15 protein-coding genes are annotated in these 18,781 nt (G+C 41.1%); 6 read left to right on the top strand and 9 right to left on the bottom strand.

Annotated elements, in window-relative coordinates:
• Positions 1-79 precede the first annotated feature (79 nt).
• A complete protein-coding gene (locus AC3EBE_RS24545) occupies positions 80-1,330 on the bottom strand; it encodes a dicarboxylate/amino acid:cation symporter (protein WP_488597649.1) in 1,251 nt (416 codons plus the stop codon).
• A 227-nt stretch (positions 1,331-1,557) separates the two neighbouring features.
• Between AC3EBE_RS24545 and dcuS the strand changes: the two genes are divergently transcribed.
• The 4 genes from dcuS (at position 1,558) to brnQ (ending at position 5,885) form a co-directional block, all read left to right on the top strand.
• Positions 1,558-3,159 carry a DcuS/MalK family sensor histidine kinase gene (dcuS, locus tag AC3EBE_RS24540; RefSeq protein ID WP_488597648.1) on the top strand — a complete coding sequence of 534 codons (1,602 nt, stop codon included), beginning with the start codon at positions 1,558-1,560 and terminating at the stop codon, positions 3,157-3,159.
• 2 nt (positions 3,160-3,161) lie between these two features.
• Positions 3,162-3,875, top strand: coding sequence for a response regulator (locus AC3EBE_RS24535; RefSeq protein ID WP_488597647.1), 714 nt, complete (start codon positions 3,162-3,164; stop codon positions 3,873-3,875).
• Positions 3,876-3,938: 63 nt separating this feature from the next.
• The gene (locus AC3EBE_RS24530) at positions 3,939-4,226 is read left to right on the top strand and encodes a hypothetical protein (protein WP_488597646.1); all 288 of its coding nucleotides are present in this window, start codon (positions 3,939-3,941) and stop codon (positions 4,224-4,226) included.
• A gap of 294 nt (positions 4,227-4,520) precedes the next feature.
• Complete coding sequence (gene brnQ, locus AC3EBE_RS24525) at positions 4,521-5,885, top strand: branched-chain amino acid transport system II carrier protein (protein WP_488597645.1); 1,365 nt, start codon at positions 4,521-4,523, stop codon at positions 5,883-5,885.
• A gap of 26 nt (positions 5,886-5,911) precedes the next feature.
• On the opposite strand, the gene AC3EBE_RS24520 is transcribed toward brnQ, so the two are convergent.
• The 4 genes from AC3EBE_RS24520 to AC3EBE_RS24505 all read right to left on the bottom strand — a co-directional run bounded on the left by AC3EBE_RS24520 (position 5,912) and on the right by AC3EBE_RS24505 (position 10,552).
• A complete protein-coding gene (locus tag AC3EBE_RS24520) occupies positions 5,912-8,197 on the bottom strand; it encodes a glycoside hydrolase family 31 protein (protein ID WP_488597688.1) in 2,286 nt (761 codons plus the stop codon).
• A gap of 137 nt (positions 8,198-8,334) precedes the next feature.
• Positions 8,335-9,306 (bottom strand): DMT family transporter, encoded by a 972-nt coding sequence (locus tag AC3EBE_RS24515; RefSeq protein WP_488597644.1) that lies wholly within the window; start codon positions 9,304-9,306, stop codon positions 8,335-8,337.
• Positions 9,307-9,347: 41 nt separating this feature from the next.
• Positions 9,348-9,950, bottom strand: a complete 603-nt coding sequence (locus AC3EBE_RS24510; protein ID WP_488597643.1) for a short chain dehydrogenase — start codon at positions 9,948-9,950, stop codon at positions 9,348-9,350.
• Positions 9,951-10,000: 50 nt separating this feature from the next.
• The gene (locus AC3EBE_RS24505; RefSeq protein WP_488597642.1) at positions 10,001-10,552 is read right to left on the bottom strand and encodes an NADPH-dependent FMN reductase; all 552 of its coding nucleotides are present in this window, start codon (positions 10,550-10,552) and stop codon (positions 10,001-10,003) included.
• A 132-nt stretch (positions 10,553-10,684) separates the two neighbouring features.
• Between AC3EBE_RS24505 and AC3EBE_RS24500 the strand changes: the two genes are divergently transcribed.
• A complete protein-coding gene (locus AC3EBE_RS24500; RefSeq protein ID WP_488597641.1) occupies positions 10,685-12,415 on the top strand; it encodes an ABC transporter substrate-binding protein in 1,731 nt (576 codons plus the stop codon).
• Between the two features lie 195 nt (positions 12,416-12,610).
• On the opposite strand, the gene AC3EBE_RS24495 is transcribed toward AC3EBE_RS24500, so the two are convergent.
• The 3 genes from AC3EBE_RS24495 to trhO form a co-directional block, all read right to left on the bottom strand.
• Positions 12,611-13,828: an MDR family MFS transporter gene (locus tag AC3EBE_RS24495; RefSeq protein ID WP_488597640.1), complete on the bottom strand. Its 1,218-nt coding sequence runs from the start codon at positions 13,826-13,828 to the stop codon at positions 12,611-12,613.
• Between the two features lie 53 nt (positions 13,829-13,881).
• Positions 13,882-14,646, bottom strand: a complete 765-nt coding sequence (locus AC3EBE_RS24490; protein ID WP_488597639.1) for a CPBP family glutamic-type intramembrane protease — start codon at positions 14,644-14,646, stop codon at positions 13,882-13,884.
• Between the two features lie 1,206 nt (positions 14,647-15,852).
• Positions 15,853-16,824: an oxygen-dependent tRNA uridine(34) hydroxylase TrhO gene (gene trhO / locus AC3EBE_RS24485; protein WP_488597638.1), complete on the bottom strand. Its 972-nt coding sequence runs from the start codon at positions 16,822-16,824 to the stop codon at positions 15,853-15,855.
• A 546-nt stretch (positions 16,825-17,370) separates the two neighbouring features.
• Between trhO and map the strand changes: the two genes are divergently transcribed.
• Positions 17,371-18,114, top strand: a complete 744-nt coding sequence (gene map / locus AC3EBE_RS24480; RefSeq protein WP_488597637.1) for a type I methionyl aminopeptidase — start codon at positions 17,371-17,373, stop codon at positions 18,112-18,114.
• A gap of 263 nt (positions 18,115-18,377) precedes the next feature.
• Here the strand turns inward: map and AC3EBE_RS24475 are convergent, their stop codons facing one another.
• The gene (locus tag AC3EBE_RS24475; protein ID WP_488597636.1) at positions 18,378-18,617 is read right to left on the bottom strand and encodes a hypothetical protein; all 240 of its coding nucleotides are present in this window, start codon (positions 18,615-18,617) and stop codon (positions 18,378-18,380) included.
• Positions 18,618-18,781 lie beyond the last annotated feature (164 nt).

Raw genomic sequence — 18,781 nt, 5'->3', positions numbered from 1 at the left:
CAGATTAATAAATTTATGAATTACTAAAGCAGGCAGCGTATCAGGCTGCCTGCTTAAAATTGAAATACTTTAATGAAGCTTAAGCGGAAACCTTACTCTGGGCTGCCTCTTTCACAGGATTGAATTCCCCTTCAGTTTTTGAAATTACGACAGTAGCAACGCCATTTCCAATAAGGTTCGTAATTGCACGAGCTTCTGACATGAAGCGGTCTACTCCTAGGATAAGGGCCATTCCTTCAACAGGTATGGATGGGAACACCGCCAGTGTTGCTGCAAGTGTTACGAAGCCTGATCCAGTTACTCCGGCTGCCCCTTTTGAAGTCAGCATCAGAACACCGAGAAGTGTAATCTGCTGCCAGAGGCTTAGGTCGACACCATAGGCCTGGGCAATGAATAATGCCGCCATCGATAGATAAATCGATGTTCCATCAAGATTGAAGGAATATCCTGTTGGAAGAACTAGTCCTACTACAGGCTTTGAACAGCCGTATTTCTCAAGCTTTTCCATCATTTTCGGAAGAGCTGCCTCTGATGATGATGTTCCAATTACGAGAAGGATTTCTTCTTTGATATAAGCGATGAATTTAAAGATGCTGAAACCGTAAAGCTTAGCAATACCTCCAAGTACAAGGACAATAAAGAGAGCCATTGTCAGGTAGACTGAGCCCATCAATTTGCCAAGGTACACTAGCGAGCTGATCCCAAATTCGCCTATTGTATAGGCCATCGCTCCGAACGCAGCAAGTGGAGACAACTTCATGATGATATTAACAATTCCGAAGAAGACATCGGCAACTTTTTCAAAGAACTCAAGGACTGGTTTACCCTTTTTGCCTATATGTGCGAGTGATGCCCCAAATAGTACAGCAAGCAGCAGTACTGGCAGGAGCTGTCCGCCTGTAAATGCGCCTATGAAGCTGTCAGGTACGATTGAAAGAACAAAATCCATGAATCCGTGGCTTGTTTCCTCCGCAGCCTTTGTATACTGTGATACATCGCCTTTTCCTGCTGAGGCATCAATGCCTTTCCCGGCTTTGATCACATTCGCGACTAAGATTCCGATAGCAAGGGCAATCGTGGAAACGATTTCAAAATAGAGCAAGGCTTTGCCCCCGATTTTGCCAACCTTCTTTAAATCTCCCATTCCCGCAATGCCAATGACAATTGTCAGGAAAATGATTGGTGCAATGACCATTTTTACTAGTTTAATAAATATGTCAGCAAGGACCTTTAGCTGTGAACCGAACTCAGGAAAAACAAAGCCAACAGAAATACCGAGAATAATACCCAGGATTACTTGCGTCGTGAGACTTTTAAAGTTAATTTTCATGCAATTTCCTCCCCTTTTTTTACCTGTTGAAAACGATTTCATTCCTTTGGAATATCCACATGTTACAATTTTGTGAACATTAAATATAGTTTAATAAACTTTAAAAATCGTTTTGTAATTAAAGAAAGAGAAATTAATAGATGATTTCTAATTACCAAAGACTTTATTTTCACCTCATTACATTCTATAGTGGTTAATAAGTTAAGGAAGTAATGGAGGCTTTTCTTGTGCAAAATCAAAGGTTCCGGTTTAAACTAAGTACTGTCATCATTTTTTTCGTATGTATCGTCGTATTAGTCTCCCTGATGATCACAGATTTGCTGATCAGCAATTCAGTCAGTGAGAATATCAGAAAAAATCAGGAAGAGAAAGCATTAATTATTGCGAGAACTGTATCCCGTTCACATATTGTGAGTGAGGCATTAGAAAATAAACGAAGCGCAGGTGCAGTCCAGGATTATACAAAGGAAATACAAGCCGCTACGAATGTCATGTTTATCGTGGTAATGAATATGGAAGGAATCCGCATGTCCCATCCCAATGAGGAGCAGATCGGCAAGCGCTTTGTAGGAGGGGATGAAAAAGCTGCTCTAGAAGGAAAAGAATATGTCTCCACCTCGATAGGGACACTCGGCAAATCGGTTCGAGGCTTTACACCGATCTATAATGATGAGCATGAACAAATTGGTGTAGCTGCTGTAGGCATTTCACTCGAGAGCCTGGAAACAGCAGTAGGCCGCAGCCATAAAAATATCATCATTGTTACCGTTCTCGGCCTGGTTATCGGTATAATCGGGGCTACCCTGCTGGCAAGGTATATAAAGAAAATCCTCCTCGGCCTCGAGCCATTTGCGATTTCAAGGATACTCGAGGAAAGAAGTACGATGCTGCATTCCGTCCATGAAGGCATCATTGCCGTTGATCAATTCTCTACTATCACTTTGGTGAATAAATCGGCACTGCAGATTTTTAAGAAGGCTGGTCTTTCCCAAAAACCAGTGGGGATGAAGATTGATGACTACATGCCATCGACGAGGCTGGACAGGGTTTTGCAAACAGGTGAGCCGGAGCTTGATGAGGAGCAAACAATCAATGGTATTTCGATTCTCGTAAACAGGGTCCCCCTAATCGTCAATGGCCAGATTGTCGGTGCTATCTCCACGTTCCGCGATAAAACGGAAGTGAATCAGCTCGCGGAACAGCTTACAGGAGTAAGGACATATGCGGAAGCGCTGCGTGCGCAGTCCCATGAATTCATGAACCGCCTCCATGTCATTTCAGGGATGGTCCAGTTGAAGTCTTACGACCAGCTATCAGCCTTCATCCGTACTTTGGTCGACTATCGCAATCAGGAATTCGGCAGCATCACTCAGCATATCAAGGATCCTGCCCTTGCAGGTTTTATTATGGGAAAATTGAGCTTTGCCAGAGAAGCGAAGGTGGACTTATCAATCGAATGTTCAAGCATTATCCCTGAGCCTGCTGCGAATCAAACAACCCATGCACTGATTACCATTCTCGGCAATCTGATCGACAATGCCATCGAGGCTATGGCCGATAGTGAAGATAAAACACTTGAAGTAGATTTTGCATACAAAGATAAATTGTTAACAATCGAGGTCTTTGATTCTGGCCCTGGTATCTCAGCAGAGCAGCAAGCAGAGATATTTAAAAAGGGATATTCAACTAAAGGTGAAAACAGAGGCTATGGCCTCTATCTCGTTGAAAAAAGCATCCATGACCTCGGCGGGGAGTTAGTGATTGATTCAAAATTATTACTAGGCACGAATTTCTATATACAGATTCCATATGAAGCAAAAGAGGTGTGAAAATGATCAGGGTACTGATTATAGAGGATGATCCAATGGTCGCAGAATTCAACAGGCGATATCTTCAGGAAGTGAATGGCTTCACACTTGCAGGGATTGTCCATACCGTCAAGGATGCCAGGGAATATCTCAAATCCAATCAGGTGGACCTGATTCTGCTTGATGTCTATATGCCTGGGGCTACCGGGATTGATTTGCTCCGTTATATAAGAGAGAAAGACATCATTGTCGATGTCATCCTGATTACGGCAGCCGCCGATAAAGAAAATATTAAAACTGCCCTCAGGTACGGAGCTGTGGACTACTTAATTAAACCCTTTGAGTTTGAGAGATTCCAGCAGGCGTTGATGCAGTATAAAGAAAAACACCATTTCTTTGAAAATCATCAAGTGCTTAGACAAAAGGATCTTGATGAACGCATTTTAGCTGCTGAACAGCAGATGGCAGGCGCATCCATAGAAGACCTGCCCAAAGGCTTGACGACCAGCACCTTGGAATCAATCATAAAAGTCATTCAAACAAAAGATAATACCCAATTTTCCACCGATGACATTTCCGAAATCACCCTTATTTCGAGAGTATCGGTCCGAAAGTATCTGAAATTCCTGGCTGATATCGGTATTCTTGAAGAATCGTTAACCTATGGCGTGGGGCGACCGGGTTATTTATACCGATTAAAGGATGACAAGCTCGGACAGCTGAATAGATTTCTTTAAAAAGTGGCAGCTGCCACTTTTTTGTTTGCAAAACGGGATAAATCTCTGTAAAAAATTGGGGTGGTGGTAACCATTCGGACAAGAGCAAAGCAAACTGGCATAAAGCTGTCCGAATGGCGGTCTCTTTCGGACAGGTTTAAAGGTAACTGGCACAAACCTGTCCGAATGGCGGTCTCTTTCGGACAAGATCAAAGCAAACTGGCACAAACCTGTCCGAATGGCGGTCTCTATTGGACAGTTTTAAAGGTAACTGGCACAAAGCTGTCCGAATGGCGGTCTCTATCGGACAGCTTTAAAGGAAACTGGCATAAAGCTGTCCGAATGATTACGGTTGAAATTGCCACCTCGTAGAAATTCTTGTTGAAAAATTATTTTTTTTGTAAGCGGTTAACCTCCTTCCAGGATTGAAACAGAGGTTTTATCCTCCGAAATTAAATTCTAAAAATACTAAAAACTTCAATTGACTTGTATTCTTCAAAAATATATAGTGATACATATTCTATCTGCTGATAGCAGATTTTTTTATGAAAGTCAAAAAGGAAACTCATAGTCAAAGAGAGTATTATTTTCTTTAGAACATGATTGTCCAGCAAATTGAAACAGGAAGTTGAATCATACCTACAACCCAGAAAAGGAGCAACTCAGATGCAGCAAAGAATACCTTTTTCCACCTATGCAATCATTGGAACCATGCTTTTCGGAATGTACTTTGGTGCAGGAAATCTTATTTTCCCTATCCAATTAGGACAACTGGCAGGAACAAACTTTTGGCAAGCATTAATTGGCTTTTTGGTTACAGCGATCGGCCTGCCTTTTTTAGGGATCCTTGCGATTGGGCTTTCCGGCAGCAATGGCCTCCGTGATGTGGCCAGCCGGGTACACCCGCTTTTCGGCGTGATTTTTCCGATGGCGCTTTATCTGACAATCGGGCCATTTTTCGCCATTCCGCGTACAGCGACGGTTCCCTTTGTCGTTGGTTTTGAACCGTACATCGATCCAGGACAGGCTAGTTTATGGCTGTTTATCTTCAGCTTCGTCTTCTTTGGAATTGTTTACTTCTTCTCGCTTCATCCAGCGAAGGTTATGGACTATATCGGCAAATATTTAACACCGGCATTTCTTGTCTTCTTATTCATATTAATTGCCATTTCGATCATCAAACCAATGGGCAGCTTCGGGGCACCATCTGGAGCTTACGCCAAGCTTGCTTTTATGACTGGTTTTAAAGAGGGATACAATACAATGGATGCCCTGGCTTCATTGGCATTCGGGATTGTTGTCATCAATGCGATTAAGGGGCAGGGCATTACGAAGACAAAGGATATTGCAAAGGCTACTCTGAAATCAGGTATCTTTGCCATGACTTTAATGATGTTGATCTACGGGCTTATTACCTATATGGGAGCATCTAGCGTATTTGCGGTCGGGACCTTCGATAACGGCGGACAGATTTTTGCCGCTGTCGCCCAGCATTATTTCGGACCATTCGGAGCAATCCTGCTGGCGATTATCATCGTTCTTGCCTGCCTTAAGACAAGCATCGGACTGATCACAGCCTGCAGTGAATTTTTCCATGATATGTTCCCAAAAGTGAGCTATAAAAAGTTCGTATTAACTCTATGTATCGTATCATTTTCAATTGCGAACTTCGGATTGAACAACATTATCCAGTTTGCTATACCGGTATTAATGTTCTTATATCCATTGGCGATCATCCTGATCCTGCTGACTTTATTCTCGCCCTTATTTAAACATAAACAAAGCGTTTATGCAGGAGCTATGCTGCTGACTTTCTTTGTAAGCTTCTTTGATGGCTACAGCACACTAGCTGCAAGCCTGCCGGGCGTTACTGTATCTTTTTTCGATTTGGTAAAAGAATTCTATATGAATTACCTGCCGCTTTATGAAATCGGCCTCGGCTGGATCATGCCGGCTTTAATAGGAGCAGCCATCGGTTTCTACTGGCCGAAGAATGCTTTATTCATGCGAAAATACCAAAAAGAACTGTAGGATAATCCCTGCAGTTCTTTTACTTTTTATTCTATTTCAATCTTCCAATTCTCGTGCTCACCGTCTGATAAGAAATTCAGCTTGACCTCTCCCGTAAACCCAATCACCTTCACCTTTTCGACCGGGCTTTTCCATTTGGAATCACCAACTGAATGCACGTTAATCATCATGCAGCCGTCATTCATCTCAGCCTGGATTTTCCTCATTGAATATTGTCCCTTTTTATATCCATATGAACAGCCATCATCCTCGTATAAATTGTACTCACCTTTATTGCCGGGATAGACCTCTAGTTCGAGTGATTGTGATTCTGTCGTGTTTTGAATATCTGATCCGAGCGGAAGGATGGTTCCTTCTTTTATAAAAATCGGCAGCACATCCAGAGCTGCTTCTATCAGGATATGCCTGCCGCCTTCATAGGCTTCTTTTGTCCAGTAATCATACCATGTGCCCTGCGGAAGATAGACGGAGCGATGAGAATTGCCAGGCCTTAATATAGGTGCAATCAGAACATTGGAGCCGAGCAGGAATTGGTCGCTGATATTAAACGTTTTTTCATCTTCCGGATATTCCATCACAAGAGGACGGACAAGCGGGACGCCGGTTTGGGACGATTCATGGAACAGCGAATATAAATGCGGCAGCCACTTGTATCTTAATTTAATGTACTTCTTTACGATTTCAGCTGTTGCTTCACCGAAAACCCATGGCTCCTGCCGGATACTGTCCTGTACACTATGATTCCGGAAATACGGCATGAAAGCCCCAACCTGTGTCCATCTAATCAATAATTCAGGCGTACAGTCAGAGGAAAAACCTCCGACATCCGCTCCTGTAAAAGCAACCCCTGACATTCCGAGGTTCATGATCATAGGCAGCGACATTTCAAGGTGCTCCCAGTGACTTCGGTTATCTCCTGTCCAGACTGCTGCATATCTTTGGATCCCTGCATAGCCGGCTCTCGTCAGTACGAATGGGCGCTTATCAGGATTAAGCTTTGCGAGACCGTCAGCGGTAGCTTTGCTCATATAAAGCCCATATGTGTTATGCATCTCAAGATGGGACTTTAGCTCTCCATCCAGGTCATGCATGACATCCAAATCCATCGTCTTGCTTTCGTTGAAAACAGACGGTTCGTTCATATCATTCCAGATGCCTTCAATTCCAAGATCGGTATAGAACTTATGAAGGCCTGCCCACCATTCTCTTGCCTGAGTATTCATGAAGTCAGGGAATGCACTTGTTCCAGGCCAGACATCACCATGATAAATTTGACCATCGAGATACTTGCAGAAATAGCCTTTCCTCACTCCATCTATGTAAACAGGATAATGGACATCCTTCTTCACACCTGGGTCCACGATCGGAACCACTTTGATACCATCCTTCAATAAAGAAGAAATCAAGTTGCCTGGCTGTGGAAATTGGTCATGATCAAAGGTGAACACCCTATAATCATTCATATAGTGGATGTCGAAAAAAATACAATCTAACGGAATGCCCTCCTGTTTGAATCGATTAGCAACGTCCAGGACCTCTTGCTCAGACCGATAGCTATAGCGCGACTGGTGATAACCAATCGCCCACTTGGGAGGAAGGCTCATTTTTCCTGTAAGATCGCTGTACAGCTTCGTGATTTCTTTTAAGTCATCCCCAACCAGTAGGTAAATATCCATTTGGCCGCCAGAAGCACTTATTCGATACTTATTTGAATAGGTTTGAGTATCGAATTCTGTTCTAAAAGTGTTATCAAAAAACAGACCATAGGACTTCTTTTTATTGTGAGATATAAAAAACGGGATGGACTGGTAAAGCTCGACTGTATCTTTGTTGTGAGGCGCGTAGACATCCGTATTCCACATCGACAGCTTTGAACCTCTTTTATTCAGGAAACCCGTCTTCTCACCAAATCCATAAAAAGCATCCTCAGGCTCCATTTGGGCATCAAGAAAAACTTCACCGCTATTTTTATAGAGTACTGCTGGGCTGGGAGTTTGGAATATGATTTGCTGGCCATGATAAATACGTATTCTGAATGTTGATTTATCAATCTCTACTGCAATCGAACCGCAGCTGACTTTCAGATGATCTGTTGAGTCCTGAAAAGACGCAGCCTGCGGAGATTGCTCAAGCGAAACAGCAATGCTTGCTGCCGTGCTGACTTTACCGTAAGGATTCACGATGATCCTCGGAATTTTTCTGTCAGCGAAGTAAACCAAAAACTCCCCTTTTTCATTGATGCCAGACAGCATATTATCATTCCAGGCAAAAGAAGTAACTGCACCTACATGCAGCTTCGGTTCCCCTTTCATTTTTTCCTGTGATGGAAGGATTGCAAAACTGGTTGTATCTAACACTTTCATACCTCCAAATGGGCCTTTATTTTTCCGGATTTTCGATAGTTTCTTTTTAAAAACAGCCATTTAATATCTAATAATGATCGGTCGGTCTAGGACAGCAGCTCCGTTTTGCATCCATTCTTGCTTTGTTTTTCCTGGATGGGATGAGACTCTTGGCTGGAAGGAGCAAATACATTTGTGCAGATCACACCTATAATAATCATTACAGCGCCTATAATATGGTATGGATAAATGGACTCCCCAAGGAAGATATAGCCCGCAATGATAGATGTAACGGTTGAGAGGTTCGCAAAGACACTCATTTGTGATGCTTTAATCTTTGCTAAAATGATATTCGATAACAATGCAGTGATTAATGACGTAAAGAGTCCCAGATAGAAAACAGAGAATAAAAATGATGGATTCATCAAGGGGAGGTAGAAATTTTGAAAATCTCCCTTGATCAAATGTGTTCCACCTGCTGCCAAGTTGAAGAAGACAAATCCGCTAAGCATCATAAAAATGGTAATGTCGATAGGCTTAAACTGTTTCGCTAAGGATCGAACCGACACTGTATAGGAAGATATCGATAAACAAGAGAGCAGCAGTAGAGTAAGTCCTGATAAATCCTTTATTTCTATTGTACTTCCTTTCATGATAAAAATAAAAATGACACCTGAAACTGATAAGAGGATAAATAATTTTTGATAGAGATTTGTTTTCTCCTTCAAGAAAACAGATGCGAGCAGCATCGTAATAATTGGAATGGTCGCAAAAATAATCCCTCCCTCGGAAGAAGGTGAATACTTAAGCCCAAACGCCTGGAAGCTGAAAAATAAAGCAGGATAAAAAATAGACAGCGGAATGAGCTTTCTCATCTGGTCTTTGTGGATATTAAACTTTATGATCCTCATACTCCATAATATAAGAATCACAATGATTGCCACAGTAAAACGATGCGCCATTGTATCTAATGGATTCGATAATGTCACAGCTGTTTTGGTAAATAAAAATGAAAGTCCAACGATAATTGCATTCACAACGGCAAGGAAATATACGAAAGATCGATTATCATTTTTCAACTTCATCACTCCATGTTATGTCTGTAAACAGACATTTATATTTAATACACTTTGTACGTCCTGCCAGTCTGTCCCCCTTCGACACTCTTTCTATAGGCCTGTGCTACCCTCTCAGCAGCAACGGGTTCCACCCCAGGAAACAAAGGTTCATACTTTGAAAGAGATTCAATGACTACATTAGGGCTTACCTCATTGATGCGGATTCCGCGCGGCATTTCTAAAGCTGCTGCCTGCACGAACCCTCTTACTGCTCCGCTCGCCATGGATGCTGACACTCCGCCAATGACGGGATCATCTAAAATCACTCCTGTAGTTAAGGTGTAACTGCCCTTATCATTCATAAAATTCAAACCCAAAAGCACCAAATTGATCTGGCCTTTCAGTTTGCTGTCTATTGAGACTTCATTCTTCTCAGGAGTAAGCTCTAATAACGGCCCAAAATGTGTTGCACCCGCGGCACAAATTACCGCATCAACCTTGCCGGCGTTTTGATACATCGCTCGGATGCTATTTTGGTTGGCAATATCCACATAATAGTCTGCTCCATTCCTGCCAGCAGTGATGATTTCATGCTGATGGAGTGATAGATTGTGACTTATTGCTTTCCCCAATGTACCTGTTGCACCTATCAATAAAATTTTCATTTGATCATTGTCCCTCCATATTTGAAATTAATTACTGCCCAATATTGTACCTAGTTTGCTGCACGGCATTTCATCTGTTGAAGTAAGTTGGATATCAATTCTTCCATAATCGAAAGTGCTTTTTCATCCTTTAGTTGATTAGATTCATTGAACTTTTGTGCTGCTTGACCGATGAGCAATTCAGGGCGTCTGACAAGGTCCATGTTTAATGCATATAATATTTCCCTTAAATGCAGCTGCGCTCTAATGGTGGAAAGCATTCCAGGAGTTGCACCCATGATGGCAACCGGCTTATTCACTAATGGTGTACCAACCCTGGACCTGGATAACCAATCAAGAGCATTCTTTAAAGCTCCTGTAATCGATGAATTATATTCCGGGCAGCTTATGATGAATCCGTCTGCAGATTCGGCCAGCCTGACAAGCTCTTCAACCGCTTCAGGCAAGTTCCCTTCTTCCAGATCAGAATTGAATAAAGGCAATTGGGAGATGTCGGCTATTTCCATTACGATCCCTTCAGGCAGCATAGAGCCTGCTTCATTTAACAATGCTTTATTGATAGATTTTTCTCTTAAACTTCCGCAAATCCCTATAATTTTCACATTATCCACTCCATTTTTTTAATGACTGATGGTGTTTACGTCCTTAGTATACTTTTGGCGGAATACCATAAAAAGGGTATAATAAGCTTAAAAATGACCCCTTTTGTTAAATTTTTGAAATCAGGTGGCTATATGAAACAATTAATGTATTATCAAATGCGTGCCTACTTTTACCCAAGAGAAATCGAACATTCCGTTGAATTCAAACTGACTGAACTCGAATCCCTTTGGTACTGTTCGTTAAAAAATGTCAAACGCAAATTAAAGCAGCTTGCTGAGGAAGGTAAATTAATCTATTCTCCGGGTTTAGGACGCGGTCATTCATCAAGGATTACGTTCAATCAAGAATTCCAGGACGAAATTGAAGAAGAAGTAAATAGATTAATCCATCGAAGCGAGGTAGAAGACATTATCCAATTAATCCAGCTCCCTCTCCCTAAAACGTGGATTGCCAGGATTGCTAATGAAGTACAGCAACTATTTGGACTACAGTCATTGCCCGATTCGGGAGATATATTAAGAGCGATCATCACACGCAAACTTACGACAATTGATCCTCTGCATGCATCAATGAACTTTGAATCCTTCTTAATTACTCAGCTTGGTGATACCCTGGTAAAATACGATGATCAAGAGGATCGAATACACCCCCACCTCGCTCATCACTGGGATCACGATGATGAGTACCAAAATTGGACATTCTATTTACGAAAAGGAGTTCTGTTTCATAATCAAACCTATCTTACAAGTGAAGATGTGAAATATACCTTTGAACGCCTTCACCAGAATCAATCAGCATACCAATGGCTAATCCAGGATATAAAAGAGATTCATTGCCTCACCCCATATAAGATTCAATTCATATTAAAAAATTCAAATCCTTTCTTCCTGCGCTATATCAGTTCTCCCAACTTAGCGATACTAACAAAAGCTGAACCGTTTAATGAAAAAGAGTGGATTGGCACTGGCCCTTTTCAAATGAAGAAATTCACAGAGAACAGCCTTGTTCTTAGTGCCTTTGATCATTATTTTTTGGCACGCCCGCTGATTGATGAAGTGGAGATTTACAGTGTTAAGCATGAAACTTCAAAATATCTTACTTCCTACGAAATAGCTGCCGATGAACAGACTGCAAACCCTATAAAAAAAGAGGCATTTGAAATCGGTTTTCGCTTTTTAGCTTTCAACTTCAAAAAGGATACTATAGTCCATAATCCTTTTATAAGAGAGGCTATCTACCACTTATTCGATATTAATAGAATGGCTATGGAGCTTGGCAGGACCAACTTAAGAGCGGCATCCAGCTATTTTTATTGGAAAGCCGTTCCCCAAACGAAAGATAAAAACATTGTTCCTTATCTGCTAGAAAAAGCCGGTTATCAAGGAGAAACATTGAAGGTGTTTACTGTAGGTTATCCGAGCTATATCGAAGAGGCAGAATGGTTAAAAACCGAGGCGGCCCAAGCGGGATTACAGCTTGAGGTCAGCACTTATCAGCTTGACGAATTATACGGCAATAGAATCGAAGAAGCTGATTTATTATTTATGGGTGAAGTCGCATCAGCAGATTACCACCTCTCTTTTATGGGAGCGTTCCTAAATAAAAATCTTATTTTCAATCGATTCTTTTCCAATCAGCAGATGGAGTATGTAACCAGTATTTTTGAGGGCATGAAAAAAGGAAGTGATAAAAGAACAAGAGAACAGCTCATTGAAGAACTAGAAAGCTATATTAAAAGAGAAAATCTTTATCTTTATTTGTATCATCCTATCAAAAAAAGAACCTTCCACCCCTTAATAAGGGACATTGAGTTTGAATCATTCGGATTTGTGGACTTTAAAAAAATCTGGATTAAAAATTAATTTTAAATGAAGAAGAGGATGTATCCATTAAGATACCTCCTCTTTTTGGATTAGCGGGCAGCCTTTTATTAAGCCAGGATATATATTGGTCCCTTTTCGAAGCTGGTCAACAACTACTTGAACTTCATGGACTGCTTTAAAGTCATAAATTCCTGCTTGTTTTCCGCATATCGCCCGGATGATATGGGTAAGAATTCAGTCATAGGAAAGTGGATATGTTGGCTGGACTTGTTTATGAAACCCCTTTTTATACCCCAGCCAGAAACTAAGATTACTTAGAAGCAATATCAATACAACAACTCCATACAATGTTTGGACTCCATAGCTGGTAAGCAGGATCATTCCTAACGCAGGTCCAACAAATTTCCCCATCTCTTTAAAATTATTCGCTCCATAATAGGTCCCTCTTAGATTATGCGGAGCAATTCGATCAATCAATATGGCTCCGGATGGAACACAAAGGACTTCACCTAATGTAAATACAATCATGGATAAAATAAATTCAATCGTACTTCCTGAAAATGCAAACCCTATTCCGCCTAACGCAAAAAATACATTTCCTGCATAGATATTTTTTATCGGATGAAATCTCTCCGTAAATGAAGAGAGTGGTATCTGGGTCATAACCACCACTATTGCATTGGTCGTCATTAGCCAGCTAAACAATAAAGCGCCCTGCTCCACATTTAGCGATAAGTAATGGGATAAAGGTGTGAGCTGCGCATACGCGACTTGACTGATACCTCCCCCCAGGATAAAAAATAATAAAACTTTATCCCGTGAAATAACTGAAACTGTCTGTTTAATTGTCAGTGAACTCGGCTTCTTTTCCTCCAGCTGGAGTGCAGACAGCTTCGTCAGTAAATAATGAAGACAAATAGAATATATAAGATAAATGAAACCAGTAATGATAAAAGATTTTCCGTTGGACGTTAACCCGGCAAAAGCGCCAATCATAGGTCCTATAGCAAACCCAATATTAGCGGCTGTGTATCTGATTGAGAAAACCTTGGCTCTCCATTCCTGCTTTGTCAAATCCCCCATGAATGCCTGGGAAACAGGTTCAAAAAAGGCACGGCAAATACCATTAAGAATATTAAGTGTTAATAGGATATATGGATCTTTGAAAATGCCAATACCTATATAAACAAAGCCCCAAATATAAATAGAAACCAGCATTACATGTTTCCTGCCTATCTTGTCTGACAGCAGCCCGCCAACAAAGCCCGTGATAGTGCTGGCAAGAGGAGCAGCCCCAATAATTACCCCAATCATGACTGGGTGTATATCTGTAGAGTTTGAAAGGTAAATCGCCAAAAAAGGGACACTCATTGAAGCAGCAAGTCTGGTGAAAAATGCACCCATAAACAATATTTGTACGATTGGGTGAAGCTGTTTTAAGATTTTAACCATGTGGAAACCTACCTTTATTGAACTTGAAAAAAGCATGCTTAATCTTGCAGAAATTATTTGACTGAGTTTAAAAACAGCTGCAGAACAAGCTGGAAATCCATTAACATATGGACAATTACGATTGGAAATAATCGATTGCTTCTAAGAAAGATCGTCCCAAGTAAGATTGAAAGAGGTAAAAATGATAGTGCCCTCCACGCCATATATGGTGTATCCAGTACAAGAGGCAAAAACATATGCTGTACCGCCAGCCCAATACCGGTGAGCAGAATGGCTAATCCCTTATTGTTTAGGAACGATAATAATCTGGGTAATGCATAGCCTAAATATGTTGGTGTTTCCACTAAAGCGTTGGTAAGTGGAAACAAAATTAGCGCCGCTGCCGCAAACCCATAGGGAAGTGGCTGAAAGTGGATGTCAGGCGGAACAATGGAACCTAAAATTAAATATGAAAATAGATATAAAGGAATGGCTCCACCGGCGATTCCTGCAACTAGAAGAAAGATATATTCCTTTACCTTTTGCTTAAATGCGATCTCATTAGAATGAAATAAGCTTTTATAGCTGGATCCTTCTTTTTTTAAAAAAACGCGAATGATAAAGAATGTAAAAACATTCGCCAGAATAGCTTGATACGGCCACCACTTCTGGGCGTCAATGAAGGGCTCCTTACTCCCAATAAAATAAAAGATTAATACAAAAAGCAAACCAAAGCCTATAAACAACAGAGACCTTAGAATTAAGGAAAGATACACTCTGCTAATATTGAAACGGCCTGAGACATTAACCGATTCATTTATCATAAATCTCGTTTTCATCCCATTTCCTCCTACTTAAAAGCACAACTAACATCTATCATGCCTCTCCGAAAATCATCTTCTTTTATTCTCTAAAATGTTTCCATGTTAGATCAATCGACAACATACCTATGAATGGTTCCTCTGGAATGTATTCCTTTTTTTGAGCTGCTAATGGTCCTCGTCGGTTTGCTCCTGTGGGGAAAAATGATCCTTTCTTTTCGGATCATTTCTTCCGGGGTCTCACCTGTCCCGCTTTATCCCGAAGGAGTCTTCGCGCCTGGAACGAAGAGCAACAGGATCTTAATTCAACATTGGTGAAAGCAACAATCTTTGCAAAAACAGCCAAAACAAATTAAATTTTAATGATAGCCAAATGACCTTTATTCTGTAGTCCTGTTCCAATTACAAAAAGGAGAGGTCAAAAAGATAAGACGAAAACTAAACTGCTTTCTTCACAATATCGTGCCGAGTTTGAGTCCCAAACGAGATACCACGATACCTGTATCTTTTATGACTTAAAAAGGGATAAATACGTGATTTATAGTGATAGACCACAGGTTTGCATCATCCTTTACAGCCATTGCACGGCAGTGAATCCACGTTACCAGCCTCCTCAGAATGAAGAATTAGTGTATTACTGATTTCATTCGTATCTTTCTGAACTAATTGTAGAGGAAAGCAAAAGCCGCAAAAAGGGAAGGAACTATTCAATTCTGTCCCCTTTAACAAATAAACTGGAAGAACGCATACCATGAATCTGCTTTGTCAATGAGGTTCGGCGCAAAAGGATTGCCGACTTGATTACGATGGATTAATACAGGAGAGGTTTTTTAGTGGTACGTTGGGTGTGAACAATTCATAATGAATTGTTCTGTGCAGAAGCGCAAACTGAGGGAAATTTAATGGTTTGAATTGTAACGAAACGGGTAGGCAACCATTCATCTTTTTACATAAAGGCTCTGTTAAACGAGGCTGTTGTTTTTCGTTCCAGGCGCTTCGCTTTCCTCGGGGCGTGCGGTGAGCCTCCTCGTCGCTTTGCTCCTGCGGGGTAAAATGGCCCCTTCTTTTCGGGCCATTTCTACCTAGGTCTCACCTACCCGCTTCATCCCGAAGGAGTCTTCGCGCCTTCCACTACAATCAACAGGGTTAAAAATCAACATTCAGCTTTAACACAGCCTTCATAAAAAGAAGGATTGACCCAGTAGGCCAATCCTCCTTTTCATATTAGTTATTTATTGTTTGTTTTTCATCTTCCGCAATTATCGCTAATCTTTCCTGGACCTCTTGCTCGCTGAGTCCATGCTGAATGATATACCTATTCCTTGGGTGCACTCTGCATTCATGTGAGCATGCTCGCATATACTTATGCTCATTTTCCTCGGAACTCAATATCTTCTTGTTGCATTCTGGATTTGCACAGTTCACATAACGCTCGCAAGGCTCACCAGTAAAATAATCTCTGCCTACCACGACATGTTCATGCTGGTTGACAGGCACACTTATGCGCTCATCAAACACATAGCATTGTCCATCCCATAGCTTGCCCTGAACCTCAGGATCTTTTCCATAAGTCACAATACCGCCATGCAGCTGTGAAACATCCTCAAACCCTTCCTTAAGAAGCCAGCCAGAAAACTTTTCGCATCGAATTCCGCCTGTACAATAGGTGAGGATTTTTTTGCCTTCGAACATTCCCTTATTCTCTTTAATCCAATCAGGAAGCTCGCGGAAGTTTCTAATCTCTGGCTTGATCGCGCCGCGGAAATGGCCTAGATCGTATTCATAATCGTTTCGCGCATCAATGACTACAGTTTCAGAATCAGCCATCGCCGCGTAGAATTCCTCAGGACTTAAATAATTCCCTGTTAATGAATTCGGATCCACATCATCCTCCAGGCGAAGAGTGACTAGCTCTTTTCTATGGCGCACACGCATCTTCTTGAATGCATGAGAATCAGCGTCATCGATTTTATAGACCATATCAGCAAACCTAGGGTCTGCTTTCATCGTCTCCATATATTTATCTGTCTGTTCGACAGTTCCTGAAACCGTACCATTGATTCCTTCAGGCGCAACCAGGATCCGGCCCATTAAGCCAAGCTCCTTGCAGAACTCCAAATGATCCTTTGCGAATTGCTCAGGATTCTCGATTTGTACATATTTATAGTAGAGCAATACTTTATATGAATTTTCCATTTATATCACCTTTCCTTGTCCTAAAAATACATTTTAGCACATTTTCGCTCTCCGAAGGAAAAACACGCTCTGATTACCAGCCAGATATCATAGCATTTCCTTATAGTATAAGAGCAAAAAAGCAGACTGGACTGTAGTTACCTGGTGTATCTCAATAAATAATTCCCTTAAAAACACTAACATTACCACAAATATCAAGAGGCTCAGCCATGCCGAGGGTTTACAGTTTTTTAGTATATCACCATATTTGCCATGGCACGATGGGAATAGACTACTCTTATGACAATATTCGCTTACTTCTTGAATTGTAAAAACTAACCTTTCTCTTATAACACTTCAATCAGTTTTTACGCTCTAGAATGTACTTACAATAGCGCTCAACAAAGTTCAAGCCGATTTTTCACCATGAAATATAACTAGAGCTACGTATATTGTCACTTTCAAAAGGATGTTTCGCTCTTGAATTGTGAATACTTTGAGGGGAGCACCCTAAAAGTGCTAAAATGAAATAGAACATAATTTGATTTTTATTGGAAGGGATTTATCATGATTGCAAAAACAGAAGAAGATTTTAACGGATTGAAGGAAATAGGCAGAATCGTCGGTTTGATCCGAGAGGAATTAAAACAGAAAACAGCACCTGGGGTTACAACAAAGGAGCTGGATGAGATTGCCGGGCGCCTATTCGAGGAGCACGGAGCTAAATCAGCTCCAATGAGTGAATACAATTTCCCAGGCTATACTTGTATAAGTGTGAATGAAGAAGTGGCTCACGGTATTCCTGGCAGCCGCGTCATCAATGAAGGCGATATCGTGAATATAGATGTTTCAGGTTCAAAGAATGGTTATTTCGCCGATACTGGAATTTCCTTTGTGGTTGGGGAAGGAGATCCTACGCTGACCAAATTGTGCAAAACTGCAGTTGAAGCCTTTGAAGCGGGGCTTAAAAAGGCCAAGCCTGGTTCGAAAAAGAGCGGTCTTGGCAAGGCTGTTATGGCTACTGCCAGAAATAATGGCTTCACCGTGATCAAAAACCTTACAGGCCATGGCATTGGCCGGACCATCCATGAGGCTCCCGATCATATTTATAACTTTAATGAAACGTGGGATGACGAGCTCCTGAAAGACGGAATGGTCATCGCATTTGAGCCTTTCATTTCCACACGTGAAGAGGAAGTTTTCCAGTACGAGGACGATGAGTGGACATATGCCACCGAAAACAGCTTTGTCGCTCAATGTGAGCATACAATCATTTTGACAAAAAACGGTCCAATCATTATTACGTTATAAACCCCTTGATTTAACTAATCAGGGGAAAAAACAAGCAGACAAGCTGACTATCAAGTTCTGTTACCTGACACAAATTAACTTATAAAAAATAGACCATCAAAATGTTTGTGCATTTGATGGTCTATTTTAATGGCAGGCGCTTCAAATCAACAGGGGTTAAAAATCACATTCGGCATTAACAGAGCCATTCAATAAGAAGAAATTCAGCAAAAAGTGCGTTAATCCCCCTTGGATTAACGCACCGTCAGTTTGTTTACATTAATTTACATTAATTCGGAGAGCTGATTGGTTTTCAGCAGATTATACTCTAATTCCTTGATTCTCTTCTCTAATTGTTCGATTTCTTTAGGCAGTGATTCTAACAGCTGATAATAGAGCCCTCCCCCGTAGTTCAGGCCAGGGTAAAGAATGTTTAATGCTTCAACACCACGTTCGTTGAGAAGATTTAAACGTTCTTTGGTTTGCTTTAAAGATGCTTTAAGATTCCTCAACAAATAAGCCATAGTGGTGCCCCCTCATAGATGCTCTAAGTCAATGTTCGACCATTTGTATAGCTACCCTTATTTTAAATCAATTAAACCATAATATTTATTTTTGAATTGTCTCTGTTAAACGAGGCTGTTGATTTTCGTTCCAGGCGCTTCGATCATCATTCAGCTTTAACTCA

This window comes from Mesobacillus sp. (assembly GCF_057785455.1).
Note: the sequence above shows the minus strand (reverse complement) of the source record. Positions and strands in the feature narration are given on the sequence as shown.